Source organism: [Lactobacillus] timonensis (assembly GCF_900240275.1).
In the GTDB taxonomy this organism is placed as follows: Bacteria; Bacillota; Bacilli; order Lactobacillales; family Lactobacillaceae; genus Limosilactobacillus; species Limosilactobacillus timonensis.
On record NZ_LT964761.1, the window covers coordinates 985,163 to 1,010,119 of the forward strand.

37 protein-coding genes are annotated in these 24,957 nt (G+C 47.6%); 36 read left to right on the top strand and 1 reads right to left on the bottom strand.

Annotation, left to right across the window (positions count from 1 at the left end):
* Window positions 1-33 precede the first annotated feature (33 nt).
* Both rpoC and C1710_RS04680 read left to right on the top strand, forming a co-directional pair.
* Window positions 34-3,696 (top strand): DNA-directed RNA polymerase subunit beta', encoded by a 3,663-nt coding sequence (gene rpoC / locus C1710_RS04675; RefSeq protein WP_180961304.1) that lies wholly within the window; start codon window positions 34-36, stop codon window positions 3,694-3,696.
* A gap of 106 nt (window positions 3,697-3,802) precedes the next feature.
* Entirely contained in the window at window positions 3,803-4,984 is a 1,182-nt protein-coding gene (locus C1710_RS04680; RefSeq protein WP_102280571.1) for a DUF998 domain-containing protein, read from the top strand.
* 36 nt (window positions 4,985-5,020) lie between these two features.
* On the opposite strand, the gene C1710_RS04685 is transcribed toward C1710_RS04680, so the two are convergent.
* Window positions 5,021-5,707 carry a prepilin peptidase gene (locus C1710_RS04685; protein ID WP_180961305.1) on the bottom strand — a complete coding sequence of 229 codons (687 nt, stop codon included), beginning with the start codon at window positions 5,705-5,707 and terminating at the stop codon, window positions 5,021-5,023.
* Between the two features lie 258 nt (window positions 5,708-5,965).
* Between C1710_RS04685 and rpsL the strand changes: the two genes are divergently transcribed.
* The 34 genes from rpsL (at window position 5,966) to rplQ (ending at window position 24,947) form a co-directional block, all read left to right on the top strand.
* A complete protein-coding gene (gene rpsL / locus C1710_RS04690; protein WP_102280575.1) occupies window positions 5,966-6,385 on the top strand; it encodes a 30S ribosomal protein S12 in 420 nt (139 codons plus the stop codon).
* Window positions 6,386-6,400: 15 nt separating this feature from the next.
* Window positions 6,401-6,871, top strand: a complete 471-nt coding sequence (rpsG, locus tag C1710_RS04695; protein ID WP_102280578.1) for a 30S ribosomal protein S7 — start codon at window positions 6,401-6,403, stop codon at window positions 6,869-6,871.
* Between the two features lie 121 nt (window positions 6,872-6,992).
* A complete protein-coding gene (fusA, locus tag C1710_RS04700; RefSeq protein WP_102280580.1) occupies window positions 6,993-9,077 on the top strand; it encodes an elongation factor G in 2,085 nt (694 codons plus the stop codon).
* Window positions 9,078-9,167: 90 nt separating this feature from the next.
* Window positions 9,168-9,704, top strand: coding sequence for a helix-turn-helix domain-containing protein (locus C1710_RS04705; RefSeq protein ID WP_102280582.1), 537 nt, complete (start codon window positions 9,168-9,170; stop codon window positions 9,702-9,704).
* 29 nt (window positions 9,705-9,733) lie between these two features.
* Window positions 9,734-10,600, top strand: a complete 867-nt coding sequence (locus C1710_RS04710; protein ID WP_235858006.1) for an IS3 family transposase — start codon at window positions 9,734-9,736, stop codon at window positions 10,598-10,600.
* Between the two features lie 298 nt (window positions 10,601-10,898).
* Window positions 10,899-11,207, top strand: coding sequence for a 30S ribosomal protein S10 (gene rpsJ / locus C1710_RS04715; RefSeq protein WP_102280586.1), 309 nt, complete (start codon window positions 10,899-10,901; stop codon window positions 11,205-11,207).
* A 43-nt stretch (window positions 11,208-11,250) separates the two neighbouring features.
* Entirely contained in the window at window positions 11,251-11,910 is a 660-nt protein-coding gene (gene rplC / locus C1710_RS04720) for a 50S ribosomal protein L3 (RefSeq protein ID WP_102280588.1), read from the top strand.
* Window positions 11,911-11,927: 17 nt separating this feature from the next.
* Window positions 11,928-12,551, top strand: a complete 624-nt coding sequence (rplD, locus tag C1710_RS04725) for a 50S ribosomal protein L4 (RefSeq protein ID WP_102280591.1) — start codon at window positions 11,928-11,930, stop codon at window positions 12,549-12,551.
* Window positions 12,551-12,850: a 50S ribosomal protein L23 gene (rplW, locus tag C1710_RS04730; protein ID WP_102280593.1), complete on the top strand. Its 300-nt coding sequence runs from the start codon at window positions 12,551-12,553 to the stop codon at window positions 12,848-12,850. Before rplD ends, rplW begins: the two co-directional genes overlap by 1 nt.
* 28 nt (window positions 12,851-12,878) lie before the next feature.
* On the top strand, window positions 12,879-13,724 hold the full coding sequence (gene rplB / locus C1710_RS04735) for a 50S ribosomal protein L2 (RefSeq protein ID WP_102280595.1): 846 nt from the start codon (window positions 12,879-12,881) through the stop codon (window positions 13,722-13,724).
* 42 nt (window positions 13,725-13,766) lie between these two features.
* Window positions 13,767-14,054, top strand: coding sequence for a 30S ribosomal protein S19 (gene rpsS, locus C1710_RS04740; RefSeq protein WP_102280598.1), 288 nt, complete (start codon window positions 13,767-13,769; stop codon window positions 14,052-14,054).
* Window positions 14,055-14,073: 19 nt separating this feature from the next.
* Window positions 14,074-14,421, top strand: a complete 348-nt coding sequence (gene rplV, locus C1710_RS04745; RefSeq protein WP_102280601.1) for a 50S ribosomal protein L22 — start codon at window positions 14,074-14,076, stop codon at window positions 14,419-14,421.
* 12 nt (window positions 14,422-14,433) lie between these two features.
* On the top strand, window positions 14,434-15,096 hold the full coding sequence (gene rpsC / locus C1710_RS04750) for a 30S ribosomal protein S3 (RefSeq protein ID WP_102280604.1): 663 nt from the start codon (window positions 14,434-14,436) through the stop codon (window positions 15,094-15,096).
* Window positions 15,097-15,099: 3 nt separating this feature from the next.
* On the top strand, window positions 15,100-15,534 hold the full coding sequence (gene rplP, locus C1710_RS04755; RefSeq protein ID WP_102280606.1) for a 50S ribosomal protein L16: 435 nt from the start codon (window positions 15,100-15,102) through the stop codon (window positions 15,532-15,534).
* The gene (gene rpmC / locus C1710_RS04760) at window positions 15,524-15,730 is read left to right on the top strand and encodes a 50S ribosomal protein L29 (protein ID WP_102280608.1); all 207 of its coding nucleotides are present in this window, start codon (window positions 15,524-15,526) and stop codon (window positions 15,728-15,730) included. Before rplP ends, rpmC begins: the two co-directional genes overlap by 11 nt.
* 24 nt (window positions 15,731-15,754) lie before the next feature.
* A complete protein-coding gene (gene rpsQ, locus C1710_RS04765) occupies window positions 15,755-16,021 on the top strand; it encodes a 30S ribosomal protein S17 (RefSeq protein ID WP_102280610.1) in 267 nt (88 codons plus the stop codon).
* 58 nt (window positions 16,022-16,079) lie between these two features.
* On the top strand, window positions 16,080-16,448 hold the full coding sequence (gene rplN / locus C1710_RS04770) for a 50S ribosomal protein L14 (protein WP_102280612.1): 369 nt from the start codon (window positions 16,080-16,082) through the stop codon (window positions 16,446-16,448).
* 32 nt (window positions 16,449-16,480) lie between these two features.
* Complete coding sequence (gene rplX, locus C1710_RS04775) at window positions 16,481-16,789, top strand: 50S ribosomal protein L24 (RefSeq protein ID WP_102280614.1); 309 nt, start codon at window positions 16,481-16,483, stop codon at window positions 16,787-16,789.
* Window positions 16,790-16,818: 29 nt separating this feature from the next.
* Window positions 16,819-17,361: a 50S ribosomal protein L5 gene (gene rplE, locus C1710_RS04780; RefSeq protein ID WP_102280615.1), complete on the top strand. Its 543-nt coding sequence runs from the start codon at window positions 16,819-16,821 to the stop codon at window positions 17,359-17,361.
* A 19-nt stretch (window positions 17,362-17,380) separates the two neighbouring features.
* Window positions 17,381-17,566, top strand: coding sequence for a type Z 30S ribosomal protein S14 (locus C1710_RS04785; RefSeq protein WP_102280618.1), 186 nt, complete (start codon window positions 17,381-17,383; stop codon window positions 17,564-17,566).
* Window positions 17,567-17,598: 32 nt separating this feature from the next.
* Window positions 17,599-17,997, top strand: a complete 399-nt coding sequence (gene rpsH / locus C1710_RS04790; RefSeq protein ID WP_102280621.1) for a 30S ribosomal protein S8 — start codon at window positions 17,599-17,601, stop codon at window positions 17,995-17,997.
* Window positions 17,998-18,025: 28 nt separating this feature from the next.
* On the top strand, window positions 18,026-18,565 hold the full coding sequence (gene rplF, locus C1710_RS04795; RefSeq protein ID WP_102280624.1) for a 50S ribosomal protein L6: 540 nt from the start codon (window positions 18,026-18,028) through the stop codon (window positions 18,563-18,565).
* Between the two features lie 71 nt (window positions 18,566-18,636).
* Entirely contained in the window at window positions 18,637-18,993 is a 357-nt protein-coding gene (rplR, locus tag C1710_RS04800) for a 50S ribosomal protein L18 (protein ID WP_102280626.1), read from the top strand.
* Window positions 18,994-19,014: 21 nt separating this feature from the next.
* Window positions 19,015-19,521, top strand: coding sequence for a 30S ribosomal protein S5 (gene rpsE, locus C1710_RS04805; protein WP_102280628.1), 507 nt, complete (start codon window positions 19,015-19,017; stop codon window positions 19,519-19,521).
* A gap of 14 nt (window positions 19,522-19,535) precedes the next feature.
* The gene (rpmD, locus tag C1710_RS04810; protein ID WP_102280630.1) at window positions 19,536-19,718 is read left to right on the top strand and encodes a 50S ribosomal protein L30; all 183 of its coding nucleotides are present in this window, start codon (window positions 19,536-19,538) and stop codon (window positions 19,716-19,718) included.
* Window positions 19,719-19,748: 30 nt separating this feature from the next.
* Window positions 19,749-20,186, top strand: a complete 438-nt coding sequence (gene rplO / locus C1710_RS04815) for a 50S ribosomal protein L15 (RefSeq protein WP_102280632.1) — start codon at window positions 19,749-19,751, stop codon at window positions 20,184-20,186.
* Window positions 20,187-21,509 carry a preprotein translocase subunit SecY gene (secY, locus tag C1710_RS04820; protein WP_102280634.1) on the top strand — a complete coding sequence of 441 codons (1,323 nt, stop codon included), beginning with the start codon at window positions 20,187-20,189 and terminating at the stop codon, window positions 21,507-21,509.
* Between the two features lie 23 nt (window positions 21,510-21,532).
* Window positions 21,533-22,183, top strand: a complete 651-nt coding sequence (locus tag C1710_RS04825) for an adenylate kinase (RefSeq protein ID WP_328587352.1) — start codon at window positions 21,533-21,535, stop codon at window positions 22,181-22,183.
* Between the two features lie 126 nt (window positions 22,184-22,309).
* Window positions 22,310-22,528, top strand: coding sequence for a translation initiation factor IF-1 (gene infA, locus C1710_RS04830; RefSeq protein WP_102280640.1), 219 nt, complete (start codon window positions 22,310-22,312; stop codon window positions 22,526-22,528).
* 32 nt (window positions 22,529-22,560) lie between these two features.
* Window positions 22,561-22,680, top strand: coding sequence for a 50S ribosomal protein L36 (gene rpmJ, locus C1710_RS04835; RefSeq protein WP_102280643.1), 120 nt, complete (start codon window positions 22,561-22,563; stop codon window positions 22,678-22,680).
* 26 nt (window positions 22,681-22,706) lie between these two features.
* Window positions 22,707-23,087, top strand: a complete 381-nt coding sequence (gene rpsM / locus C1710_RS04840; RefSeq protein ID WP_102280645.1) for a 30S ribosomal protein S13 — start codon at window positions 22,707-22,709, stop codon at window positions 23,085-23,087.
* A gap of 29 nt (window positions 23,088-23,116) precedes the next feature.
* Window positions 23,117-23,506 carry a 30S ribosomal protein S11 gene (gene rpsK / locus C1710_RS04845; protein ID WP_102280647.1) on the top strand — a complete coding sequence of 130 codons (390 nt, stop codon included), beginning with the start codon at window positions 23,117-23,119 and terminating at the stop codon, window positions 23,504-23,506.
* Between the two features lie 82 nt (window positions 23,507-23,588).
* Window positions 23,589-24,533: a DNA-directed RNA polymerase subunit alpha gene (locus C1710_RS04850; protein ID WP_102280650.1), complete on the top strand. Its 945-nt coding sequence runs from the start codon at window positions 23,589-23,591 to the stop codon at window positions 24,531-24,533.
* Window positions 24,534-24,563: 30 nt separating this feature from the next.
* Window positions 24,564-24,947: a 50S ribosomal protein L17 gene (rplQ, locus tag C1710_RS04855; RefSeq protein WP_102280652.1), complete on the top strand. Its 384-nt coding sequence runs from the start codon at window positions 24,564-24,566 to the stop codon at window positions 24,945-24,947.
* Window positions 24,948-24,957: the final 10 nt, after the last annotated feature.

The following is a 24,957-nucleotide window of genomic DNA, read 5'->3' on the forward strand; positions in this document are numbered from 1 at the left end:
CGGGAAGATTTATCAAAGAAGGAGGATCACCCTTTGATTGACGTCAATAAATTTGAAAGCATGCAGATCGGGCTGGCATCGCCAGAGAAGATCCGCCAGTGGTCGTATGGTGAGGTCAAGAAGCCGGAAACCATTAACTACCGGACACTGAAACCGGAACGTGATGGTTTGTTTGATGAACGGATTTTCGGACCAACCAAGGACTACGAATGTCAGTGTGGTAAGTACAAGCGGACCCGTTACAAGGGTAAAGTCTGCGAACGTTGTGGTGTGGAAGTAACCAGCTCTAAGGTTCGTCGTGAACGTATGGGTCACATTGAACTGGCTGCCCCGGTTTCTCATATTTGGTACTTCAAGGGCATCCCTAGTCGGATGGGACTTGTCCTGGATATGAGTCCTCGTTCGCTGGAGCAGGTAATCTACTTCGCAGCTTACGTTGTTCTGGATCCTGGCGACACGCCACTGGAATACAAGCAGTTACTGACTGAAGCAGATTATCGTGACAAGAAGGCTGAATTTGGTAACAAGTTTACTGCCGAAATGGGTGCCGAAGCCGTTCAAAAGCTGCTGAAGCAGGTTGACCTGCAAAAGGAAGCTAATGAACTCAAGGAACTACTGAAGGATGCAACGGGCCAAAAACGGACTCGGGCAATCCGGCGGTTGGATATCCTGGAAGCATTTATCAAGTCTGGCAACAAACCGGAATGGATGGTTATGAACGTTATTCCGGTTATGCCACCTGACTTACGGCCAATGGTTCAATTGGAAGGTGGCCGCTTTGCCACTTCCGACCTGAACGACCTTTACCGGCGGGGTATTAACCGAAACAACCGGTTGAAGCGCCTGTTAGAGTTGAACGCTCCGGGAATTATCGTACAAAACGAAAAGCGGATGCTTCAGGAAGCCGTCGATGCATTGATTGATAACGGTCGGCGCGGACGTCCGGTTTCTGGTCCGGGCAACCGGCCACTGAAGTCCCTGTCACACCTGTTGAAGGGTAAGCAGGGTCGTTTCCGTCAAAACTTGCTGGGAAAGCGTGTTGACTACTCTGGACGTTCAGTTATCGACGTTGGTCCATCACTGAAGATGAACCAAATGGGGCTGCCAGTACCGATGGCGCTGGAACTGTTCAAGCCGTTTATTATGCGTGAACTCGTTAACCGTGAACTGGCTAATAACGTGAAGGCTGCTCGGCGGATGATCGACCGTCGTGATGATGCAGTCTTTGATGTTCTGGAAGATGTTATTAAGGAACACCCTGTTCTGTTGAACCGGGCCCCTACGCTTCACCGTTTGGGAATCCAGGCCTTTGAACCGGTGCTGGTTTCTGGTAAGTCCATGCGTCTACACCCGTTGGTATGTACGGCGTACAACGCCGACTTCGACGGTGACCAGATGGCTATTCACGTTCCACTGTCAGATGAAGCGCAAGCAGAAGCACGTCTGCTGATGCTGGCTGCCCACCACATTCTGAGTCCTCGTGACGGTGAGCCAATCGTTTCACCATCACAGGATATGGTTATCGGTAACTATTACATGACCATTGAAGACAAGGGCCGTGAAGGCGAAGGCATGGTCTTCAAGGATACCAATGAAGCATTCATGGCTTACAAGAACGGTTACGTTTCACTGCAGACACGTGTGGGGGTTCAAGTTTCGTCATTCCCTGACAAGCCGTTTACTGATGAACAGCGGAACGAAATCATGGTAACGAGCGTTGGTAAGCTATTGTTTAACCGGATTATGCCGGCTGACTATGCTTACATTAACGAACCGACTGACGACAACCTGCATAATGGGGTACCGGGGAAGTACTTCCTCAAGCCGGGGGAAGATATTCACGACTACCTGGAAAATGCTCCACTGGTTCCGCCATTCAAGAAGGGCTTCTTGTCTGACATCATTGCTGAAGTCTACAAGATTTACAAGGTAACGAAGACTTCCCAATTCCTTGACCGGATGAAGGACCTTGGTTACTATGAATCAACGATTTCTGGTCTGACGGTGGCTATTTCTGATATTACCAACCTGCAAGAAAAGCCGGAAATCATTGCTGATGCCCGGAAGAAGGTTGCGGTAGTAACTAAGCAGTTCCGTCGAGGTTTGATTACTGATGACGAACGTTACTCGCGTGTTATCCAGATCTGGAATGATGCTAAGGATGAAGTTCAAGATAAGCTGGAAGAGCACATGGACATTCATAACCCGATCAACATGATGTCGGACTCCGGTGCTCGTGGTAACATCTCTAACTTTACCCAGCTGGCCGGGATGCGTGGTCTGATGGCTGCGCCTAACGGCAAGATCATGGAACTGCCTGTTCTGTCAAACTTCCGTGAAGGTCTGTCTGTCTTGGAAATGTTCTTGTCATCTCACGGTGCTCGTAAGGGGATGACTGATACGGCCCTGAAGACTGCCAACTCAGGTTACCTGACGCGGCGGCTGGTCGATGTTGCCCAGGACGTGGTTGTTCGTGAAAAGGACTGTGGGACTGACCGTGGACTGAAGGTTAGTGCTATCTACAACGGTCGTGAACTTGTTGAAAGCTTGTATGACCGGATTCTTGGCCGTTACACGATGAAGTCGGTCTTTGACCCTGAAACTGGCGAAAAGATTGTCGGCAAGAACGTTCTGGTGGACGAGGCAATGGCGAAGAAGATCGTCGATGCTGGTGTCAAGACTGTCGAAATTCGTTCTGTCTTCACTTGCAACACTGATCACGGTGTCTGCGAACGTTGTTACGGACGAAATGCCGCTACTGGCGACCGGGTTGAAGCCGGTGAAGCAGTCGGGACGGTTGCTGCCCAGTCAATTGGTGAACCTGGTACCCAGCTGACGTTGCGGAACTTCCACACCGGTGGGGTTGCCGGAAACGAAGATATTACTCAGGGGCTTCCTCGTGTTCAAGAAATTGTTGAAGCGCGGAACCCGAAGGGGCGTGCAATCATCAGTGAAGTTACTGGGGTTGTTGAATCAATTGAAGAAAACCCAGCAGAACGGACGAAGGACGTTACGGTTAAGGGTGACACAGATACGCGGACTTACACGTTGCCAATTACTGCACGGCTGAACGTGGCGGAAGGCGACCAGATTCACCGTGGTGCCGAAATCAACGTCGGGTCGACTGATCCGAAGGAACTTCTGCAGGTAACCGATGTATTGTCAACGGAAACATACATGTTATCTGAAGTGCAAAAGGTTTACCGTCTGCAGGGGATTGACCTGCTGGACAAGCACATCGAAATCATGATTCGTCAAATGATGCGGAAGGTCCGGATCATGGAACCAGGTGATACTGACGTGCTGCCAGGGGAACTGATGGATATCGATCAATTCCGTGAAGCTAACTACAAGACGCTTATTTCTGGTGGGATCCCGGCAACGGCTCGGCCGGTTATCCTGGGGATTACCAAGGCGGCTCTGGAAACAAACAGTTTCTTATCCGCTGCTTCCTTCCAGGAAACTACGCGGGTCCTCACCGATGCCGCTATCCACGGCAAGAACGATCCACTAGTTGGTTTGAAGGAAAACGTTATTATCGGGAAGATCATTCCTGCCGGAACGGGAATGGGCACTTACCGCAACATCAAGCCAAAGATCGTTGGCCAGCCAGCTGCGGTTACTGACGGCAAGGCTCCGGAAACACTGAAGGATATCGAAGCCAAGATAGAAGCGGAAAACGCCGATAACAACTAATTTTCGATAAGGTTTTGTTTTGTTATCGATTGGGAACTAAAATAAAAGCAGGTGCTTGGTCTAACCAGGCAACCTGCTTTTTATTTTTGCAATTTGGAGTATCAGTATGAAAAAAACAAAAATCGTTATTCCCCTGGAAGCGCGCAAGCACTTAGATTTTGATGAGCAAACACCGCTATCAATGACTATTCGCCACAACGTGATCGATGTGCGCCCTAGCCGGTTAATTGATGTCTTGCCAGAAATTAAACTACACTGGTTTTTGATTCCGGCCGCATTGTGTGCTCTCCTCTTTTTTGCCTACTGCTATGACCGTGGGCAGCTGCTGATCCCCCTCAACGGGCAGTGGTCGATTGCCACTTACGCAAGTGTCCTCAGCATCACCTCGGGAGTCCTTACCTTTGGGTGGGATTTCATTAGGCAGAAAATTCATAACCACGGAGCCGCTAAGGACTTTCGCTGGCGGGCGTTAATTCCATTGGTAATTGCCATCGGAATGATCCTGGCAATTTGGTTTGTGATGAGTTTTTGGCTATTGGACCGGATGTTTAACGGGGCGGCTTTTGATATCTACACGTCCACCGTCTTTGTGTTCTTGATTAACGCCGCGGTTAACTACCTGATGATTAACTTGGCAATGACAATCTCGCCAGTGATTGTTACCAATTTAATGACGATTATGGTCATCGGTGGGGTAGTTGGGTCTATGATGACCAATGACCACAAGGACTGGTGGAAGTACAATTTTAGCTTTCTGGGAACGCAAAAAAGCGCTGCCAATATGGAGTTTAACGTCACGTTAATTTTCTCGGCGTTGCTGATGATGGCGTTGATTGATTACTTGTTTGTTGACCTACAGCGAAAGTATCAACAGGTCGGTGTGCTGTTTTTAAAGTTGTTGCTTTACGCCTTGTCACTAACGTTGGGCGGAATTGGGCTTTTCCCTAACAACCCCCAATTTCACGTTCTTCATGACCGGATTGCAATGTGGTTGGTTTATTTCATGCTAATCATGATTGTTTTTATTGGCCGACTATTGCCAGAATGCTCACGGTCATTTCGTCACTTATCCTACATTATCGGAGCAATCTTGGCAGCAGATTACCTGATCTTTAAGATTACTAACTACTTGTCATTGACTGCTTTTGAACTATCATCGTTTGCCCTGGCCTTTTCCTGGATCCTCCTGCTTTTGCAAAACATCGAAGCGTTGACGGAACTGGGTGAACAGATCTTTCCAGTTGAGATCGAAGTCCAGACGACTGAAAAACAGAAAAACAATGACTAATCATTAAGCTGCTATCCGTTCTTGGATAGTGGCTTTTTAGTTGAAAAGGCCCCAGTTCGCTAACCACACCACGGCAATTCCCAAGGAAAGCCAGGGGATGAAGGGAACTTTTCGTTGATGATACACCAGCGTGGACAAGAGGAGTGCCAAGCAGGCGACTAATAACACTGCAGATCCATTGAATGGCCCAGCTACAGCAAAAAGGACGATAATAAATTCAGCATCGCCAGCTCCTAGATAGCGGGTAATCACCGCTAATACGAGGGGAAAAGCTATTCCGCCAGTAACTATCAGTGATAGCTGGTCAGCAGTGGGGCAAAAGAAGTAGGCAAGAGGAAAAAGTCCAGTAATTAAGGCGGGGTGAATCCACCTAGCTTGCCAGTCCGTTGCAGTCATGATTAACAGACAGGAACTCGTAATTAGCATTAGAATCAAAGATGTTAGTGAAAGGCTGGCAGCAGTCACAAAACAGGTGCCGCACAATAATTCACTGGCCGTTGACAAGATACCAATCGGCGAATTACAGTTGCGGCATCGCCCAAGTTGGAAAAGCCAACCCAATATCGGAATTAGTTGCCACCACCGAAGAATTTTTTTACAAACCGGACATTGTGAACGGTGCCCAGTACACGGCAGTCCTGCCCAGCGTTGGCCTATGGTAATCAGAAACGAAGCGTAGCAGCTGCCAGCTGCAAATAAGAATGAGTGGTAAAGTAATAGCAATCGCCGGATCCTCCTCAACAAGTAAGTACGTTAAAGAACACTGTTCGTGGTTTTGGAAAACTTCTTGGGGAGTAACGTTGACATCGTCTAGCCAGCGTGATAATGTATTAAAGGTGCTTTTTTTAAGCGAAGCGTGTCTGTCGTTCGGCAGATTAACTGCTGGCGAAGCACGAAATTGCATAACATCCGGCACTTTTTTATTGGCAAAAAAAGAACCACCTGGATGTGTGGACTTTAAAAATGGAAGGGGAAAAACTCATGCCAACAATTAACCAATTGGTTCGCAAGGGTCGTAAGTCTCACCGTGGCAAGTCAAAGTCACCGGCATTGGGCTTCGGCTACAACAGTTACAAGAAGGAATTAGTTAAGAACCCATCACCGCAAAAGCGGGGCGTTGCTACCCGTGTTGCGACGATGACGCCAAAGAAGCCTAACTCAGCTCTGCGGAAGTACGCCCGTGTACGTCTGTCAAACCTGATTGAAGTTACGGCTTACATCCCAGGTATTGGTCACAACCTGCAGGAACACTCAGTTGTTCTGATCCGTGGTGGCCGTGTAAAGGACCTTCCTGGGGTTCGTTACCACATCATTCGTGGGACGCTCGATACTGCCGGTGTTGAAGGCCGGATGCAGAGCCGTTCCAAGTACGGTGCTAAGAAGCCGAAGAGCAAGAAGTAAGAGGAGGGTTAAGTAATGCCACGTAAAGGACATGTTGTAAAGCCAGAAGTACTACCAGATCCAATTTACAACTCAAAGCTGGTTACTAGCCTGATCAACCACCTGATGATCGACGGTAAGCGCGGAACTGCTTCTAAGATTCTCTACGCTGCCTTTGACCAGGTTAAGGAACAAACTGGCAATGATCCGGTAGAAGTATTTGAACAAGCAATGGAAAATGTTGAACCAGTGCTGGAAGTTAAGGCCCGCCGTGTTGGTGGTTCTAACTACCAAGTGCCGATCGAAGTTCGCCCAGAACGTCGTGTAACTCTGGGGATGCGTTGGATTGTTCAATACGCACGCCTGCGCGGTGAACACACGATGGTTCAACGCCTGGCTGGTGAAATTATTGACGCATCAAACAACACCGGTGCAGCTGTTAAGAAGAAGGAAGACACTCACCGCATGGCCGACGCTAACCGTGCTTTTGCACACTACCGTTGGTAATTAACATTGACGGGTGCCTCTGCGCCTGATCAGTATTCAAGGGGGGGCGTACAGCGATAACTGTCACCCCTTTTTGCAGATATAAGTAAAATTACCTTTTTTGGAAGGAGAAACATTTAAGATGGCTAACAAACGTGAATACCCGCTGGAAAAAACACGTAACATCGGGATCATGGCCCACATCGACGCCGGTAAAACGACCGCAACTGAACGGATTCTTTACTACACTGGTAAGATCCACAAGATCGGTGAAACCCACGACGGTGCTTCACAAATGGACTGGATGGATGAAGAAAAGGAACGTGGTATTACTATCACGTCTGCCGCAACGACTGCCGTTTGGAAGGATAACCGGATCAATATCATTGACACCCCTGGCCACGTGGACTTTACTGTCGAAGTTGAACGTGCTCTCCGTGTTCTTGACGGTGCCGTAACGGTTCTGGACGCCCAGGCTGGGGTTGAACCACAGACTGAAACTGTTTGGCGTCAGGCTGACGACTTTAACGTTCCGCGGATCGTCTTCGCTAACAAGATGGACAAGATTGGTGCGAACTTTGATTACTCTGTTCAAACAATCAAGGACCGTCTGAACGTTACACCGTTGCCAATCCAAATGACGATTGGTGCTGAAGACAGCTTCGTTGGGGTTGTTGACCTGGTTAAGATGTGTGCTTACGTTTACGACGAAGACAAGCTGGGTACTAACTGGGATACTGTTGACATCCCGGCCGACATGAAGGATGAAGCTGAAAAGCGTCATGATGCAATGCTGGAAACTCTGGCAGACATCGATGACAACATTATGGAAAAGTACCTTGGTGAAGAAGAAATCTCCGTTGATGACATCAAGGCTGCTATCCGTAAGGGAACGCTGAGTGAACAGATCTTCCCTGTAATGGCTGGTTCAGCTTACAAGGATAAGGGTATTCAGATGCTGTTGGACGCCGTTATCGACTACCTGCCATCCCCACTTGATGTTAAGCCGTTCGTTGCTCACGACGCTGATGGCAACGAAGTAGAACTGACTGCCGGTGATAACAAGCCATTTGCTGCTTTGGCCTTCAAGATCGCTACTGACCCATTCGTTGGTCGGCTGACTTTCATCCGGGTTTACACTGGTTCGCTGCAATCTGGTACTTACGTGCTGAACGCAACCAAGGACAAGCGTGAACGGATTGGTCGTCTGCTGCAAATGCACTCTAACCAGCAACACGAAATTCCGGAAGTCTTCTCTGGTGACATTGCTGCATGTATCGGTCTGAAGAACACGACTACTGGTGACTCGCTGACTGATCCTGACCACCCACTGCAGCTTGAATCAATGGACTTCCCTGACCCAGTTATCCAGGTTTCTGTTGAACCAAAGTCAAAGGCTGACCAGGATAAGATGGACAAGGGTCTGCAAAAGCTCGCTGAAGAAGATCCAACCTTCAAGGCTGAAACAAACCCAGAAACTGGTGAAACTCTGATCGCCGGGATGGGTGAACTTCACCTTGACATCATTGTTGAACGTCTTCGTCGTGAATTTAACGCCGAAGTTACTGTTGGTAAGCCACAGGTATCTTACCGTGAAGCATTTACTAAGAAGGTTTCTGCACAAGGTAAGTTCGTTCGTCAGTCTGGTGGTAAGGGTCAATACGGTGATGTTTGGATTGAATTCACTCCACTTGAAGAAGGCAAGGGCTTCGAATTCGAAGACGCCATTGTTGGTGGTGTTGTTCCACGTGAATTTATTCCAGCCGTTGAACAGGGGCTGAAGGAAGCCATGGCTAATGGTGTGCTGGCTGGCTACCCGCTGGTTGACATGCACGCTAAGCTTTACGATGGTAGCTACCACGAAGTCGACTCTAGTGAAGCAGCCTTCAAGGTTGCCGCATCACTGGCGCTGAAGAATGCTGCTAAGAAGGCTGACCCGGTTATCCTGGAACCAATCATGAAGGTTGACATCGTTGTTCCTTCTGACAACATGGGTGACGTTATGGGTCAAGTAACCGCTCGTCGTGGTAACATCGACGGGATGGAAGAACGTGGGAATGCACAAGTGCTTCACTCATTCGTTCCGCTGTCAGAAATGTTTGGTTACGCAACCGCTCTTCGTTCTGCAACCCAGGGTCGTGGGACTTTCACGATGACCTTTGACCACTACTCAGCTGTGCCGAAGTCAGTGCAAGAAGACATCATCAAGAAGAACGGTAACAACTAGTTTTACTAACAAAACGAAAACACCTCGCATCCTGCTGAAGTGCCCCATAATTGTTAGACAAAATCATCTAACGATTGTGAGGTACTTTTTTTGACTAAATATTCACCAACACTGAAAGCTGAGATTGTCCAAAAATATCTTGATGGCCAATCTTCCGTGGAATTAAGTCGCCAGTATGGTCTTTCTGCTAGTGAGATTAGAAAGTGGGTTCAAAGATTTAAGTTATCTGGAGTTAATACCCTTAAACCGCGGCGGACTAGACGTTCCTTTACCGCTAAATTCAAACTGACCGTGATAGACTATTATCATACTCATGAAATGTCGATGATCGAGGTTGCGGCTAAGTTTGACGTTAACGCGTGTCAGATCTCCGCCTGGGGCAAGGCTTTTGACCAGGAGGGGTTGGCTGGCCTCCAACCACGACGGAAAGGACGGCCACCCAAAATGGGCATTAAATCATCTAAAAAACATTTACGTCATCTTAAAGATCAAAGTGAACTTGAACGGCTCCGTGAGGAGGTCAGTCAACTCAAGAAAGAGAACCATGATCTCAAGCTGGAGCGTGACGTCACAAAAAAATCTATCGCCCTGTTTGGTCGCTTAAAGCCCGTCAAAAAACGGAAATAATCGATCAAATTAGGGCTGATCAAAAGGCAATTCCCAAATGGGACCGTTATGCTGTCAGTGAGCTCCTTCAAGTATTGAATCTTCCGCGTGCTACTTACTATGACGAGCGTAAACGGATTGCTAATCACCAGGATAAGTACGAATACGTTAAGCAATTAATCCAAAAGCTCGCCAATCAAGGAAAGGTCCGTGATCAGTTTACCTATGGCTATCGGCGCATAAGCGCCTTGCTGGAAGATGAAGGAATTCACCTCGCTGATGCAACCATCATTAAGCTGATGAAGGAGCTTAAAGTCCAGGTGAAACTATATAACCGACACCGCAACGGCGGTTATTCCTCGTATGCTGGTACTGTTGGTAAGATTGCCCCAAATTATCTCAACCAAAGTTTTGACGCGAAAAAACCTTACCAAGTCCTCCACACTGACGTGACGCAAGTTCGCTTAGCAGACCAACACTGGGCCTATATTTCCGCGATTACCGATGAAGCTACCAAAGAGAACCTGGCCTTCCAAATGAGTTATCATCCGGACCGGGGCTTGATTACCGCCACGCTCAACGAATTATTAACTAAACTACCAGCCAATGCGAAGCCTGTTATCCACTCTGATCAAGGCTGGCATTACCAGCTCCCTTACTACGTTGAAAAGCTCAAGGGCCACCAGTTTATCCAAAGCATGTCCCGTAAGGGAAACTGCTTGGATAATGCGCCAATCGAGAGCTTCTTTCATATTTACAAGACAGAATTATTGCATGGTTATCCACCATGCCATTCATTGGAAGAACTGAAGGCCATCTCCCAAGACTACCTTCACTTCTACAACTACCACCGAATCTCTTTAAAAACAAAAGGTATGAGCCCGGTTGAATACCGGACGCATACCTTATCAGTCTAATTTTCTCAACTTTGTCTAACTTTTTTGTTGCACTTCATGCGGGGTGTTTTTTAGTTCAATAATGTTACACTTTGTTTACAAATCAAAAAAGGCAAGAAAAAACTTGTATTACCGGCGTTTGTTTAGTAAGATAGTTAGGTGCTTGAGTTAAATAAGGGGCGAGTACGGCCCTCGTTTGGCTGAAGCTGTTACGCGATGATGCGGAAGGTTGCGACACACCCGGCCGCTTTGCCACAGGGTGTGGCGGTAATTTTCGCGGAGCTAGTCAAATTCCAAATCTGACGAAGGAGGGAATACAATGGCAAATCAAAAGATTCGTATTCGTTTAAAGGCTTATGAACACCGGATCCTTGACGAATCAGCAGACAAGATTGTTGAAACCGCCAAGCGGACTGGTGCACAGATTTCAGGCCCAATCCCGTTACCAACTGAACGGACTATTTACACGGTGCTTCGTTCACCACACAAGTTCAAGAAGTCACGGGAACAATTCGAAATGCGGACTCACAAGCGGTTGATCGACATCATTGACCCAACCCCAAAGACGGTTGACGCATTGATGAAGCTTGACCTGCCAAGTGGTGTCGACATCGAAATCAAACTGTAATTTAAGTAATTAAGAATAAAAACAATATATTGGAGGTGTACTCATGGCCAAAGGAATCTTAGGAAAGAAGATCGGGATGACTCAGGTTTTCACTGATAATGGTGAGCTGGTCCCAGTTACTGTCATTGAAGTAACGCCAAACGTTGTTCTGCAAGTTAAGACCACTGAAAACGATGGTTACAACGCGGTACAGCTTGGTTTTGATGACAAGCGCGAACACCTGAGCAACAAGCCTGAACAAGGTCATGTAGCAAAAGCAAATACGACTCCTAAGCGCTTCATCGGTGAAATCCGTGACGCTGAACTGGGAGACGTCAAAGTCGGTGACGAAGTAAAGGCTGATATCTTTACTGAAGGTGAAACCGTCGATGTAACGGGTGTCACTAAGGGTCATGGTTACCAAGGTGTTATCCACAAGGATGGCCAACGTCGTGGTCCTGAATCACACGGTTCACGTTACCACCGTCGTCCAGGTTCGCTGGGCCCAATCATCAACCACGTTGTCAAGGGTATGAAGTTGCCAAGCCGCATGGGTAACAACACTGTTACTATGCAACACTTGGAAGTTATCCGCGTGGATGTTGAAAACAACGCCCTGCTGATCAAGGGGAACGTTCCTGGTGCTAACAAGTCATACGTTACTGTAATGAATTCAGTTAAGGCTAATACCAAGAAGAGCCTTAGCAAGAAACACAATAAGTAAGAAAGGAGGAGCAAGCAATGACAAGCGTTGCATTATTTAAGCAAGATGGTAGCCAAAACGGTGAAGTTGAACTGAACGCTGCAATCTTCGGTATTGAACCAAACGAAAACGCAATGTACGAAGCAATTATTCGTCAACGCGCTTCAATGCGTCAGGGTACTCACGCTGTTAAGAACCGTTCAGCAGTTAGCGGTGGCGGTAAGAAGCCATGGCGCCAGAAGGGTACTGGCCGTGCCCGTGCTGGTTCGATCCGTGAACCACAATGGCGTGGTGGTGGGATCGTCTTTGGTCCTCAGCCACGGTCATACAACTACGCACTGCCACGTAAGGTTCGTCAACTGGCTGTTAAGTCAGCTCTGTCCGAAAAGGTTGCCAACAAGGCACTGGTTGCTGTTGATTCACTTAGCTTTGACGCTCCAAAGACTAAGGAATTTGCAGCTGCAATGGACAGCCTGAAGGCGGGCAACAAGGTTCTGGTTGTTGTTACTGACGACGACAAGAATGCTGTTTTGTCTGGCCGCAACCTGGCAAGCGCAACTGTTGTTACTCCGGCTCAAATGAACATCTTGAACCTGGTAAACAGTGACAAGCTGGTCATCACTAAGTCAGCTCTCTCTCAAGTTGAGGAGGTGCTCGCATAATGGAAGCACGTGAAATTATTCTGCGTCCGGTTGTGACTGAAGCATCAACTGCGATGATGGACAACAAGCGCTACACTTTTGATGTTGCATTGAGCGCAACCAAGACTCAGGTTAAGAACGCTATTGAAGAAATCTTTGGCGTTAAGGTAGTCAAGGTTAACATCATGAACATCAAGGGCAAGCAAAAGCGCCAAGGCCGTTACGTTGGTTACACCAAGCGCCGTCGGAAGGCCATTGTAACCCTGTCGGCCGATTCTGATGAAATCAAGTTATTCGCTGACAGCGACGATAACGAATAATCAAATCTAACGATAGGAGGAAAAGACAGTGGGAATTCGCAAGTACAAAGGTACCACTAACGGTCGCCGTAACATGAACGGCTATGACTTTGCCGGCGTTTCCAAGAAAGCGCCTGAAAAGTCACTGCTTTCACCGCTGAAGAGCACTGGTGGCCGGAGCAACGGTACTATCACTGTTCGTCACCGTGGTGGTGGCAACAAGCGTCAATACCGGATTATTGACTTCAAGCGTGTTAAGGACGGTATCCCAGCAACTGTTAAGGCCATCGAATACGATCCAAACCGGACTGCTAACATTGCTTTACTGGTTTACGCTGATGGTACTAAGTCATACATCTTGGCACCGAAGGGTCTGAAGCCGGGAATGGTTGTTGAATCAGGTTCAGGCGTTGACATCAAGGTTGGTAACGCCGCTCCGTTGAAGGACATTCCAGTAGGGACTGTTATTCACAATATCGAACTGAAGCCAGGAAAGGGTGGCCAGCTGGCACGTTCAGCTGGTACCTCAGCACAGCTGCTGGGTAAGGAAGACAAGTACTGCTTGGTACGTCTTTCATCCAGTGAAGTTCGGATGATTCTCTCCACTTGCCGTGCAACGATTGGTTCTGTCGGCAATGAAGAACACACCCTGATCCAGGTTGGTAAGGCCGGCCGGACTCGTTACAAGGGTCAGCGTCCACACGTTCGTGGTTCTGTTATGAACCCTAACGACCACCCACATGGTGGTGGTGAAGGTAAGCAACCAGTTGGTCTGCCATCACCATTGTCACCATGGGGCAAGAAGACTGTTGGTAAGAAGACTCGTTCACACAAGGCTCGTTCCAACAAGTTCATTGTTCGTGGTCGCAAGCGTGGCTCACACGGTAATATCTAAATTAACTATCTTAATTAAACTTACCCGAGAGGAGGAACATTAATGAGTCGGAGTTTAAAAAAGGGTCCTTTTGCCGACGCTTCACTGCTGAAGAAGGTTGAAGCACAAAAGGACAACGACAAGAAGACGGTAATCAAGACCTGGTCACGTCGTTCAACTATCTTCCCGAGCTTCATCGGTTACACTTTCGCCGTTTACAACGGTCGTAAGCACGTCCCGGTTTACGTTCAAGAAGACATGGTTGGCCACAAGCTGGGTGAATTCGTTCCAACCCGGACGTTCCATGGTCATGGATCTGTCGACAAGAAAACTGCTGCTGGCGCACAATAATTAGGAGGATGAATTAACCATGGCTGAAACAATTACTTCAGCTAAGGCAACTGCCAAAATGGTGCGGGTCTCTCCACGCAAGGTTCGCCTTGTCCTGGACCTGATTCGTAACAAGACGGTTGCTGAAGCATTCGCAATTCTGAAGTTCACTCCTAATGGTGCTGCTTCAGATGTAGAAAAAGTTTTAAAATCTGCTGTTGCAAACGCTGAAAACAACTTTGACTTGGACCGTGCATCACTGGTCGTTTCCGAAGCATTCGCTGACGAAGGCCCAACCCTGAAGCGGTTCCGTCCACGTGCGAAGGGATCTTCTTCCCCGATCAACAAGCGGACTAGTCACATCACAGTGGTTGTTACAGAAAAGTAGGAGGAATGAATAGTGGGTCAAAAGATTAATCCTAATGGTTTCCGTGTTGGGGTCATTCGCGACTGGACTGCTAAGTGGTACGCAGATAAGAACTACGCCGCATACCTGAACGAAGACCTGCGGATCCGTAAGTACATTGAAAAGCGACTTGCTGATGCCTCTGTATCGACCATCGAAATTGAACGGGCCGCTAACCGCGTCAACGTTTCAATTCACACTGCCAAGCCTGGGATGGTAATTGGCAAGGGCGGTGCAGAAGTTGAAGCACTGCGTAAAGAATTGAACCAAATGACTGGCAAGCGCGTTCACATCAACGTCGTTGAAATCAAGAAGCCAGACTTGGATGCACACCTGGTTGGTCAAAGCGTTGCCGAACAACTGGAAGCACGGATTGCTTTCCGTCGGGCAATGCGTGGTGCAATGCAACGTGCAATGCGTGCAGGTGCTAAGGGTGTTAAGATCCAAGTTGCCGGTCGTCTGAATGGTGCCGACATGTCACGGGTTGAAACTTATGCCGATGGTACTGTGCCGCTGCACACCCTTCGTGCTGATATTGACTACTCCTGGGACGAAGCACGGACCACTTACGGTGCTCTGGGTATTAAGACCTGGATTTACCGTGGTGAAATCCTGCCAGAAAAGGCACATCACACTGAATCCAAGGGAGGGAAATAACACATGTTAATTCCAAAGCGTGTAAAGCACCGTAAGGTTTTCCGCGGTAAGATGCGTGGGGAAGCTAAGGGTGGCAAGACCGTTGCCTTCGGTGAATACGGTTTGCAAGCCTTAGATTCTCACTGGATCAGCAACCATCAAATTGAAGCTGGTCGTGTGGCCATCACTCGTTACCTGAAGCGTGGCGGTAAGGTTTGGATTAAGATCTTCCCTCACCTTTCATGGACTAGCAAGGGTGTTGGTACCCGTATGGGTAACGGTAAGGGTGCTCCCGAAGGATGGGTTGCACCAGTTAAGCGCGGCAAGATTTTATACGAAGTAGGTGGCGTCTCAGAAGAAACTGCCCGCGAAGCACTCCGGCTCGCCGGCAGCAAGATGCCAGTTCGCTGCAAGATCGTAAAACGCGAGGAAGTAGGTGGAGATTCTCATGAAGACTAAAGACTACGTTAAGGAACTGAATGGGTTAACCACTGACCAACTGCTGGACCGTGAAAAGGATTTAAAAGAACAACTGTTTAACCTGCGTTTCCAATTAGCAACTGGCCAGTTGGAGAACACCGCCAACTTGAAGACGGTACGTAAGAATATCGCTCGGGTGAAGACTGTTCTTCGTCAACAAGAATTAAACAAATAAGAATACGAAAAGGAGGATTAGCGCATGAGTGAAGAACGTAATTCACGCAAGGTTTACCAAGGCCGTGTCGTATCTGACAAGATGGACAAGACGATCACTGTAGCCATCAACACTAGCAAGAGTGCTCCTGTTTACGGCAAGCAGATCAAGTACACTAAAAAGTACTACGCACACGACGAAAAGAACGAAGCTAAGGTTGGCGACACTGTTCAAATCATGGAAACTCGCCCGCTGTCAGCTAAGAAGCGTTTCCGTCTCGTAAAGATCGTTAAGAAGGCCGTTGTCCTGTAAGAGGGCAATCCTGATATCGTATTCTTAGTTTATTTCCCATGGAAGGAGGACAATTTCCGTGATTCAACAAGAAAGTCGGCTGAAGGTCGCTGACAACTCGGGTGCCCGTGAACTCTTGGTTATCAAGATCCTCGGCGGCTCCCGTGTTAAGACTGGTAACATTGGTGACATCATCGTTGCAACTGTTAAACAGGCAACACCAGGTGGCGTTGTCAAAAAGGGTGATGTTGTAAAGGCAGTTGTTGTTCGGACTGTACAAGGTCTGCACCGTCAAGATGGTTCATACATCAAGTTTGACGAAAACGCTGCGGTTATCATCAACAACGACAAGAGCCCAAAGGGCACCCGTATTTTTGGACCAATTGCGCGTGAGCTGCGTGACGATGACTTCATGAAGATCATCTCACTGGCTCCAGAAGTTCTGTAATCGATCAACAAAAATAAGGAGGTGCAACGTTCATGTTGCTAAAGACAGGTGACAAGGTCCGCGTCATCGCTGGTAAGGACAAGGGCAAGGAAGGCACTATCAAGCAGATTATTGCCAAGTCTAACCGCGTTGTTGTTTCGGATGTTAACAAGATTAAGAAGCACCAGAAAGCTACTAGTGCTAACCCAAATGGTGGGATCGTTGACACTGAAGGTGCCATCGATGCTTCCAACGTAATGTTTATTGACCCATCTACTAACGAACCAACTCGTTTGGGCGTTAAGGTTGAAGATGGTAAAAAGGTTCGTTTTGCCAAGAAGTCTGGCAAGACGGTTGACTAATCAATCAGGGAAGGAGGAAATTATTTATCATGGAAAACCGTTTGAAAGCGAAATACGAAAATGAAGTTCGTCCCGCTCTGATTGAAAAGTTCAACTGTTCATCAATCATGCAGGCACCAAAGCTCGAAAAGATCGTGCTGAACATGGGTGTCGGTGACGCAACCACGAACTCCAAGAACCTTGACGAAGCCGTTGAAGAACTCGGATTGATTGCTGGGCAAAAGCCACTGATTACTAAGGCTCACAAGTCGATTGCCGGTTTCCGTCTTCGTGAAGGAATGGCTATCGGTGCCAAGGTTACTCTTCGTGGCACTCGGATGTATGAATTCTTAGACAAGCTGATCAACGTTTCTCTCCCACGTGTTCGTGACTTCCACGGTGTCAGCAACAAAGCCTTTGACGGCCGCGGTAACTACACACTGGGTATCAAGGAACAATTGATCTTCCCAGAAATTAACTTCGACAACGTTAAGCGCGTTCGTGGTCTTGATGTTGTCATCGTCACTACGGCTAACACTGACGAAGAGTCACATGAAATGCTGGCTCAGTTAGGTATGCCTTTCGCTAAGTAATAAAGGAGGTTCCACAAAAGTGGCTAAAAAATCATTGATTGCTAAGAGCAAGCGCCCTGCTAAGTTCTCAACTCAAGAATACACTCGTTGTGAACGTTGTGGACGTCCGCACTCTGTTTACCGTAAGTTCCACTTATGCCGGCTTTGCTTACGCGAGCTTGCCCACAAGGGAGAAATCCCTGGCATGAAGAAGGCTAGCTGGTAAATCAATCACCGACAAAAGGAGGAAAAAGATCGATGTCAATGAGTGATCCAATTGCAGATTTCCTGACTCGGATTCGTAACGCCAACATGGCTCGTCACGTATCTGTCGAAGCACCTGCATCTAAGATGAAGCGCGACATCGCCGAAACCCTGAAGGCTGAAGGGTTTATCAGCGACGTTGAATACGTTGACGATAACAAGCAAGGCATCATTCGCGTATTCTTGAAGTACGGTAAGAACGGCGAACGTGTCATCTCCGGTTTGAAGCGTATCTCCAAGCCAGGTCTTCGTTCATACGTAAAGGCTGGCGATGTCCCAAAGGTGCTTAATGGTTTGGGTATTGCTGTCATTTCAACTTCTGAAGGGGTTGTATCTGACAAGGTTGCCCGCGAAAAGCACATTGGTGGCGAAGTTCTCGCCTACGTTTGGTAATTAATAAACGAAGATAGGAGGTGCAACGATGAGTCGTATTGGTTACAAAGCAATCCAGCTGCCAGAAGGCGTTGAAGTTTCCCAAAAGGGCAACGTTGTGACTGTTAAGGGCCCTAAGGGTTCATTGAGTCGCGAAATTTCACCGCTCATTTCAATGACGGTTGCTGACGGTGAAGTTAAGTTTGACCGTGAAGCAAGTGACGACAAGAAGCTAAAGATGGTTCACGGTACTACCCGTGCCAACGTCAACAACATGGTTGAAGGTGTTGTCAAGGGCTTCTCCAAGACTTTGAAGCTGGTCGGTGTTGGGTACCGTTCACAAGTTAAGGGCAAGACCCTTGTACTGACTGTTGGTTACTCCAACCCGGTTGAAATGGCTATTCCGGAAGACCTTGAAGTTAAGGTTGAAAAGAACACTACGATCGTCATCAGTGGGATGAGCAAGCAACACGTTGGTGACTTTGCTGCTGACGTTCGTGCCGTTCGTAAGCCAGAACCATACAAGGGTAAGGGTATTCGTTACGAGAACGAACACATTATCCGTAAGGAAGGTAAGACTGGTAAGTAATCTGTTCGGACTACCAGTTCTCATTTTAAAAATCACATTAAATAATAAAATCGAAACAAGAGGTGACTGTTGTGATTATTAAACCAGACAAGAACAAACTCCGCCAACGCCGTCACATGCGCGTTCGTGGGAAGATCTCTGGTACTGCGGAGCGCCCGCGCTTAAGTGTTTACCGTTCAAACAATAACATTTACGCTCAATTAATTGATGACGTAAAGGGTGTGACGCTCGCAAGTGCCTCAACTCTCGACAGTGAAGTTAGTGGCAAGACCAAGACTGATCAAGCAGCTAGCGTTGGTGAACTGATCGCCAAGCGTGGTGCTGCTAAGAACATCAAGAACGTGGTCTTTGACCGTGGTGGTTACCTGTACCATGGTCGGGTTGCTGCACTGGCAACTGCCGCTCGTGAAAACGGACTGCAATTCTAAAAGAAGGAGGAATAACCCGTAATGGCATCATCATACATTGACCCGTCCAAACTGGACTTGGAAGACCAAGTTGTTTCCATCAACCGGATCACCAAGGTTGTTAAGGGTGGTCGTCGTCTTCGTTTCGCCGCACTAGTTGTTGTCGGCGACAAGAACGGTCACGTTGGTTTTGGTACTGGTAAGGCTCAGGAAGTTCCTGAAGCTATTCGGAAGGCTTCTGCAGTTGCACAAAAGAACCTGATTACTGTCCCAACTGTTGGAACTACTATTCCACACGAAGTAATTGGTCACTGGGGCGGTGGCAAGATTCTGCTGAAGCCAGCCGTTGAAGGTTCTGGGGTTACCGCCGGTGGTGCGGTTCGTAACGTCATGGAATTAGCTGGTATTGACGATATGACTGCAAAGCGTCTTGGCTCAAACACTCCTGTTAACGTTGTTCGTGCAACATTTGACGGTTTGCGCCAGCTGAAGAGCGCTGATGAAGTTGCTTCGCTGCGTGGCGTTTCCGCTGAACACCTGGCTGAATAAGGAGGACATAAATTATGGCTCAAGTTAAAATTACTTTAGTTCATAGTGTTGCCCACCGTGAACCACGTCAACGTGCCATTGTTAAGGCACTGGGGCTTGGCCGCGTTGGTAGTTCAGTTATCAAGCCAGATAACGCAGCTATCCGGGGCGCTATTTTTAAGATTGCCCACTTGCTTTCAATCGAAGAAGTTAAGTAATCACTTTGAATTAAGGAGGTGCCGAACACAATGAAGTTAAACGAATTAAAGCCAGCTGCCGGCTCACGTTTCAAGCATCTGCGTCGTGGTCGTGGTCTTTCATCAGGTCACGGTTTCACTTCTGGCCGTGGTACCAAGGGGCAAAAGGCTCATGGTAAGACACGTCTGGGCTTTGAAGGTGGCCAGATGCCACTTTACCGGCAAATGCCAAAGCGTGGCTTTGTTAACATTAGCCGTAAAGAATACGCAATTGTTAACCTGGCTACACTCGACCGTAGCTTTGACGATGGCGCTGAAGTAACGCCAAAGGCGCTGGTTGACAACGGAATCGTTAAAAATCTGAAGAATGGTGTGAAGATCCTTGGCAACGGGAAGCTGAACAAGAAGCTGACTGTTAAGGCCAACAAGTTTTCTGCCGCAGCAGTTTCTGCTATCGAAGCTGCCGGTGGTAAAACTGAGGTGATTTAATTGTTCACTGCCATCACAAATGCTTTCAGGGTGAAGGAAATCCGTAAAAAGATCCTCTTTACCCTGTTTGTGTTGATTGTCTACCGGATCGGTGCGTGGATCACCGTTCCTGGTGTGAACGCTGCAGCCTTGACACAGATTTCGTCGACTGGGCTGGCGTCAATTTTGAACACTTTCAGTGGTGGGGGATTATCAAACTATTCATTATTTGCAATGGGGGTTTCCCCTTATATCACTGCGCAAATTGTTGTCCAACTGTTGCAGATGGACATTGTTCCCAAGTTTGTCGAATGGAGCAAGCAGGGTGAAGTTGGGCGTCAGAAGTTAAATCAAGCCACCAGGTGGTTAACGATTGTTCTTGGGTTTGTTCAGTCCATCGGAATCACGGCCGGATTTAATACGTTAAGTTCGATCAAGTTGGTCGAACATCCGACGATTACGACTTATTTGACCATTGGTTTGATCTTGACAGCGGGGACCATGTTTGCCACCTGGCTTGGTGACATGATCACTGAGCGCGGGGTCGGTAATGGTGTATCTATGTTGATTTTTGCTGGGATTATTGCCCAGATGCCAAGCGGTATTACTCAACTATGGAATGACCAGATTACCGGTGAAAATGGTAGTCAGCTTTGGATGGGAATTGGCTTTATTGCCTGTGTTGTAATTGCGCTGCTGATCATTGTGGCTTTTGTTACTTGGGTTCAGCAGGCGGAGCGGCGGCTGCCAATTCAATATACCCGTCGGACAACGACGGCACCATCAAGCTCCTACTTACCACTGAAAATCAATGTGTCCGGAGTTATTCCGGTCATCTTTGCGGGTTCGTTTATCTCAACGCCACAAACCATTTTGATGGCATTCCAACAATCACACGGTGGCGACACTTGGTACCAGATCATGACGACAATTTTCAATATGCAATCTGGTCCAGGAATCGCGTTATATACTTTCTTGATTGTTGTCTTTACCTTCTTCTACGCGTTTGTTCAGGTTAACCCCGAAAAACTAGCTGAAAATCTACAAAAGCAGGGTAGTTACATTACTGGTATTTGGCCAGGCCGGGGAACACAACAGTACGTTTCCGGACTGTTGATGCGTCTGAGCACTGTCGGCTCGCTCTTCTTAGGGTTGATCTCACTTATTCCACTGGTTGCCAGCATCGTTTGGAACCTCAGCCAGTCTATTGGTCTTGGTGGGACGAGCTTGTTGATCATCGTTCAAATCGCTCTCGACCTTAACCGGCAGATTAATGGATTAACGATGAAGCGTGAGTATATCGGCTTTATCCGTGATGGACAAAAGCCAGATGCAGAAGCTTAAGGAGGAATTGGTAAATGAGTACAATGAACCTCGTTTTAATGGGTCTGCCGGGTGCCGGCAAGGGAACCCAAGCGGACCTAATCATCAAGGATTTCAACATTCCACACATTTCAACTGGTGACATTTTCCGTGCCGCAATTAAGAATCAGACTGAAATGGGTAAGAAGGCCAAGTCCTACATCGACGCTGGCAACTTAGTTCCTGACGAAGTTGTTAACGGAATCGTTGCTGAACGGCTAGCACAAGATGATACGACAAAGGGTTTTATGCTTGATGGCTTTCCACGAAACCTTGTTCAAGCTAAAGCACTGAACAAGATGCTTGAAGATGATGGTCGTCAACTTGACGCCGTCATTAACATCCATGTTGCACCTGACGTGCTTGTCGATCGGTTAAGTGCCCGTTTTATGTGTAAGAATTGTGGTGCTTCATACAACCGGCTCTACCACAAGCCGAAGGTTGAAGGTACTTGTGACGTTTGCGGTGGTCACGAATTCTTCCAGCGGGATGATGACAAACCGGCAACTGTTAAGAACCGGCTAGACGTTAACATCAAGCTGAATACACCGCTGGTTGACTTCTACAAGAATCAGGGCATTTTGCACAACATCAATGGTGAACAATCGATCGAAGATGTTTACAAGGATGTTCGTGAAGTTCTGGTTAACCTGTAACTAGTCCAAACTTGCGTAAATAGCCGTCTTGTGCTATTATTTGTGAGGTTTTGTCTAGTTCGCAGTGGAAAGTCCCTGGCTTTCCACCGCTTTTACGTAATTTGAACGGTAAGGAGGAACCATTTCGTGGCCAAAGCTGACGTAATCGAAATTGAAGGTACGGTTAAAGAAACCCTGCCAAACGCAATGTTTAAAGTGGAACTGGAAAATGGTGTAGAAGTCCTTGCCCATGTTTCTGGCAAGATTCGGATGCACTACATTAAAATCCTGCCCGGAGACCGGGTACGGATGGAAATGTCTCCGTATGATCTGACTAAGGGTCGGATTACTTTCCGCTTCAAGTAAATCGTAAGTATTAATAGTGGAGGATTATTGACATGAAAGTAAGACCATCAGTCAAGCGTATGTGCGAACACTGCCGGATCGTTAAGCGTCACGGCACTGTTATGGTAATTTGCCCAGCCAACCCAAAGCACAAGCAACGTCAGGGCAAGTAATTTAATTTAGAAACGGAGGTGTAATAATGGCTCGTATCGCAGGTGTCGACTTACCTCGTGACAAGCGAATCGTAATCGGCTTAACTTACATTTATGGTATTGGTAACACTACTGCTCAGAAGATTCTGGCAGCTGCAGGTGTTTCAGAAGATATTCGTGTTCGTGACTTAACACCAGACCAGGAAGACAAGATCCGTGCACAAGTGGACCAACTTCAGGTTGAAGGGGACCTTCGTCGTGAAGTAACGATGAACATCAAGCGTCTGCAAGAAATCGGTTCTTACCGTGGCATGCGTCACCGTCGTGGTCTGCCAGTTCGTGGTCAACACACGAAGAACAACGCTCGTACTCGTAAGGGTAAGGCAGTTGCCATTGCTGGTAAGAAGACGTCAAACGCTAAGAAGTAATCTAAAGAAAAAGGAGGTCAGTTAGTTTTATGGCTACCAAAAAAGGAACGCGCAAGCGTCGTGCAAAGAAGAATGTTGAAACTGGTGTTGCACACATTCACTCAACATTTAACAACACGATGGTAATGATTACCGACGTCCAGGGTAACGCTGTTGCTTGGTCTTCAGCTGGTGTCCTTGGTTTCAAGGGTTCCCGGAAGTCTACTCCATTTGCTGCTCAAATGACTTCAGAAGCCGCTGCAAAGACGGCAATGGAACACGGTATGAAGACTGTTGAAGTTGAAGTTAAGGGCCCAGGTTCTGGTCGTGAATCAGCAATCCGTGCACTTCAAGCAACTGGTCTGGAAGTAACTGCTATTCGTGATGTTACCCCAGTTCCGCACAACGGTTCTCGCCCGCCAAAGCGTCGTCGTGTTTAATTTGCAACGGCAACGGACGTTTTCTGCCCACTGTTGTTTTGTTAAAATGCGGACCACGTTTTGAAAGGGGTAAAACGGTAGAATGATCGAATTTGAAAAACCAAACATTCAAAAAGTTGAGGAGAACGACAACTACGGCAAGTTTGTTGTTGAACCACTCGAACGCGGTTATGGGACGACCCTGGGGAATTCCCTGCGTCGGGTGATGCTCGCCTCAATGCCAGGTGCCGCCATTACAAGTATTCAAATTGATGGTGTTCTTCACGAATTCAGCACTGTTGAAGGTGTAACTGAAGACGTGACTCAGATCATCTTGAACCTGAAGAAGGTCGCAATGAAGATTGATTCTGATGAGGAAAAGAATCTGGAGTTGGATGTTAAGGGTCCTGCAAACGTTACTGCAGGTGACATCCAGGGTGACGGTGACGTTACCATCTTAAATCCAGACCTTCATCTGGCAACCGTCGCTGATGGCGCTGAATTACATATTCAAATGACTGCTGACAAGGGTCGCGGTTACGTCTCAGCAACTGACAACAAGGCCCGCATGGATGGCCTGGCAATTGGTGTGTTACCAATTGACTCCATCTACACCCCGATTGAACGGGTCAACTACACTGTCGAAAATGCTCGTGTTGGTCAACGGAGCGACTTTGACAAGCTGACGTTAGATGTCTGGACCGATGGTTCACTGACGTCATCCGAGGCTGTTAGCTTAGCCGCAAAGATCTTGACTGAACACTTGGCAATGTTTGTCAACCTGACTGAAGAAGCACAAAACACTCAAGTTATGGTTGAAAAAGAAGAGACGCACAAGGAAAAGATGCTCGACAAGACGATTGAAGAACTGGACCTTTCTGTTCGTTCTTACAACTGTCTCAAGCGTGCCGGCATTGAAACCGTTAAGGACCTAACTGAACGGACCGAAAACGATATGATGAAGGTTCGGAACTTAGGTCAAAAGTCTCTTGAAGAAATCAAAGAAAAGTTAGCTGACCTTGGCGTAACATTCCGCCAGGAAGACTAATCATTACCGATCAAAGGAGGGAACCACTTCATGAGTTATCGTAAATTAGGACGGACCAGTTCACAACGTAAAGCTTTATTACGTGGTCTGACTACTGAACTGATCATCAATGGCCAAATTAAGACGACTGTTGCACGTGCTAAGGAAGTTCGTCGTACGATGGACCAAATGGTTACGCTCGCTAAGAAGGGCGATTTGAGTTCACGTCGTCGTGCTGCTGCCTTTGTTCGTGATGCTGTTGCTGACGTTAAGGAAAACGGCGACGACATCAAGGTACAAACTGCACTGCAAAAGCTGTTTGACGAAATTGGCCCGAAGTACAAGGACCGTCAGGGTGGCTACACTCGCGTGGTTAAGATGATGCCACGCCGTGGTGATGCCGCACAGATGGCATTAGTATCATTGGTCGACTAGTTATTCTACA

Bases quoted from the DNA above. Each gene is read 5' to 3' on its own strand.
- rplP (WP_102280606.1), top strand. From the start codon at position 15,100: ATGTTAATTCCAAAGCGTGTAAAGCACCGTAAGGTTTTCCGCGGTAAG.
- rpmJ (WP_102280643.1), top strand. From the start codon at position 22,561: ATGAAAGTAAGACCATCAGTCAAGCGTATGTGCGAACACTGCCGGATC.
- rplX (WP_102280614.1), top strand. From the start codon at position 16,481: ATGTTGCTAAAGACAGGTGACAAGGTCCGCGTCATCGCTGGTAAGGAC.
- rpsK (WP_102280647.1), top strand. From the start codon at position 23,117: ATGGCTACCAAAAAAGGAACGCGCAAGCGTCGTGCAAAGAAGAATGTT.
- rpsE (WP_102280628.1), top strand. From the start codon at position 19,015: ATGGCATCATCATACATTGACCCGTCCAAACTGGACTTGGAAGACCAA.
- rplQ (WP_102280652.1), top strand. From the start codon at position 24,564: ATGAGTTATCGTAAATTAGGACGGACCAGTTCACAACGTAAAGCTTTA.
- rpsQ (WP_102280610.1), top strand. From the start codon at position 15,755: ATGAGTGAAGAACGTAATTCACGCAAGGTTTACCAAGGCCGTGTCGTA.
- rplV (WP_102280601.1), top strand. From the start codon at position 14,074: ATGGCTGAAACAATTACTTCAGCTAAGGCAACTGCCAAAATGGTGCGG.
- rpsM (WP_102280645.1), top strand. From the start codon at position 22,707: ATGGCTCGTATCGCAGGTGTCGACTTACCTCGTGACAAGCGAATCGTA.
- rpsG (WP_102280578.1), top strand. From the start codon at position 6,401: ATGCCACGTAAAGGACATGTTGTAAAGCCAGAAGTACTACCAGATCCA.
- rpmC (WP_102280608.1), top strand. From the start codon at position 15,524: ATGAAGACTAAAGACTACGTTAAGGAACTGAATGGGTTAACCACTGAC.
- C1710_RS04680 (WP_102280571.1), top strand. From the start codon at position 3,803: ATGAAAAAAACAAAAATCGTTATTCCCCTGGAAGCGCGCAAGCACTTA.
- rpsL (WP_102280575.1), top strand. From the start codon at position 5,966: ATGCCAACAATTAACCAATTGGTTCGCAAGGGTCGTAAGTCTCACCGT.
- rplE (WP_102280615.1), top strand. From the start codon at position 16,819: ATGGAAAACCGTTTGAAAGCGAAATACGAAAATGAAGTTCGTCCCGCT.
- rpsS (WP_102280598.1), top strand. From the start codon at position 13,767: ATGAGTCGGAGTTTAAAAAAGGGTCCTTTTGCCGACGCTTCACTGCTG.
- rpmD (WP_102280630.1), top strand. From the start codon at position 19,536: ATGGCTCAAGTTAAAATTACTTTAGTTCATAGTGTTGCCCACCGTGAA.
- fusA (WP_102280580.1), top strand. From the start codon at position 6,993: ATGGCTAACAAACGTGAATACCCGCTGGAAAAAACACGTAACATCGGG.
- C1710_RS04850 (WP_102280650.1), top strand. From the start codon at position 23,589: ATGATCGAATTTGAAAAACCAAACATTCAAAAAGTTGAGGAGAACGAC.
- rplD (WP_102280591.1), top strand. From the start codon at position 11,928: ATGACAAGCGTTGCATTATTTAAGCAAGATGGTAGCCAAAACGGTGAA.
- rplF (WP_102280624.1), top strand. From the start codon at position 18,026: ATGAGTCGTATTGGTTACAAAGCAATCCAGCTGCCAGAAGGCGTTGAA.
- rplW (WP_102280593.1), top strand. From the start codon at position 12,551: ATGGAAGCACGTGAAATTATTCTGCGTCCGGTTGTGACTGAAGCATCA.
- rplO (WP_102280632.1), top strand. From the start codon at position 19,749: ATGAAGTTAAACGAATTAAAGCCAGCTGCCGGCTCACGTTTCAAGCAT.
- rpsJ (WP_102280586.1), top strand. From the start codon at position 10,899: ATGGCAAATCAAAAGATTCGTATTCGTTTAAAGGCTTATGAACACCGG.
- rpsH (WP_102280621.1), top strand. From the start codon at position 17,599: ATGTCAATGAGTGATCCAATTGCAGATTTCCTGACTCGGATTCGTAAC.
- rplC (WP_102280588.1), top strand. From the start codon at position 11,251: ATGGCCAAAGGAATCTTAGGAAAGAAGATCGGGATGACTCAGGTTTTC.
- C1710_RS04825 (WP_328587352.1), top strand. From the start codon at position 21,533: ATGAACCTCGTTTTAATGGGTCTGCCGGGTGCCGGCAAGGGAACCCAA.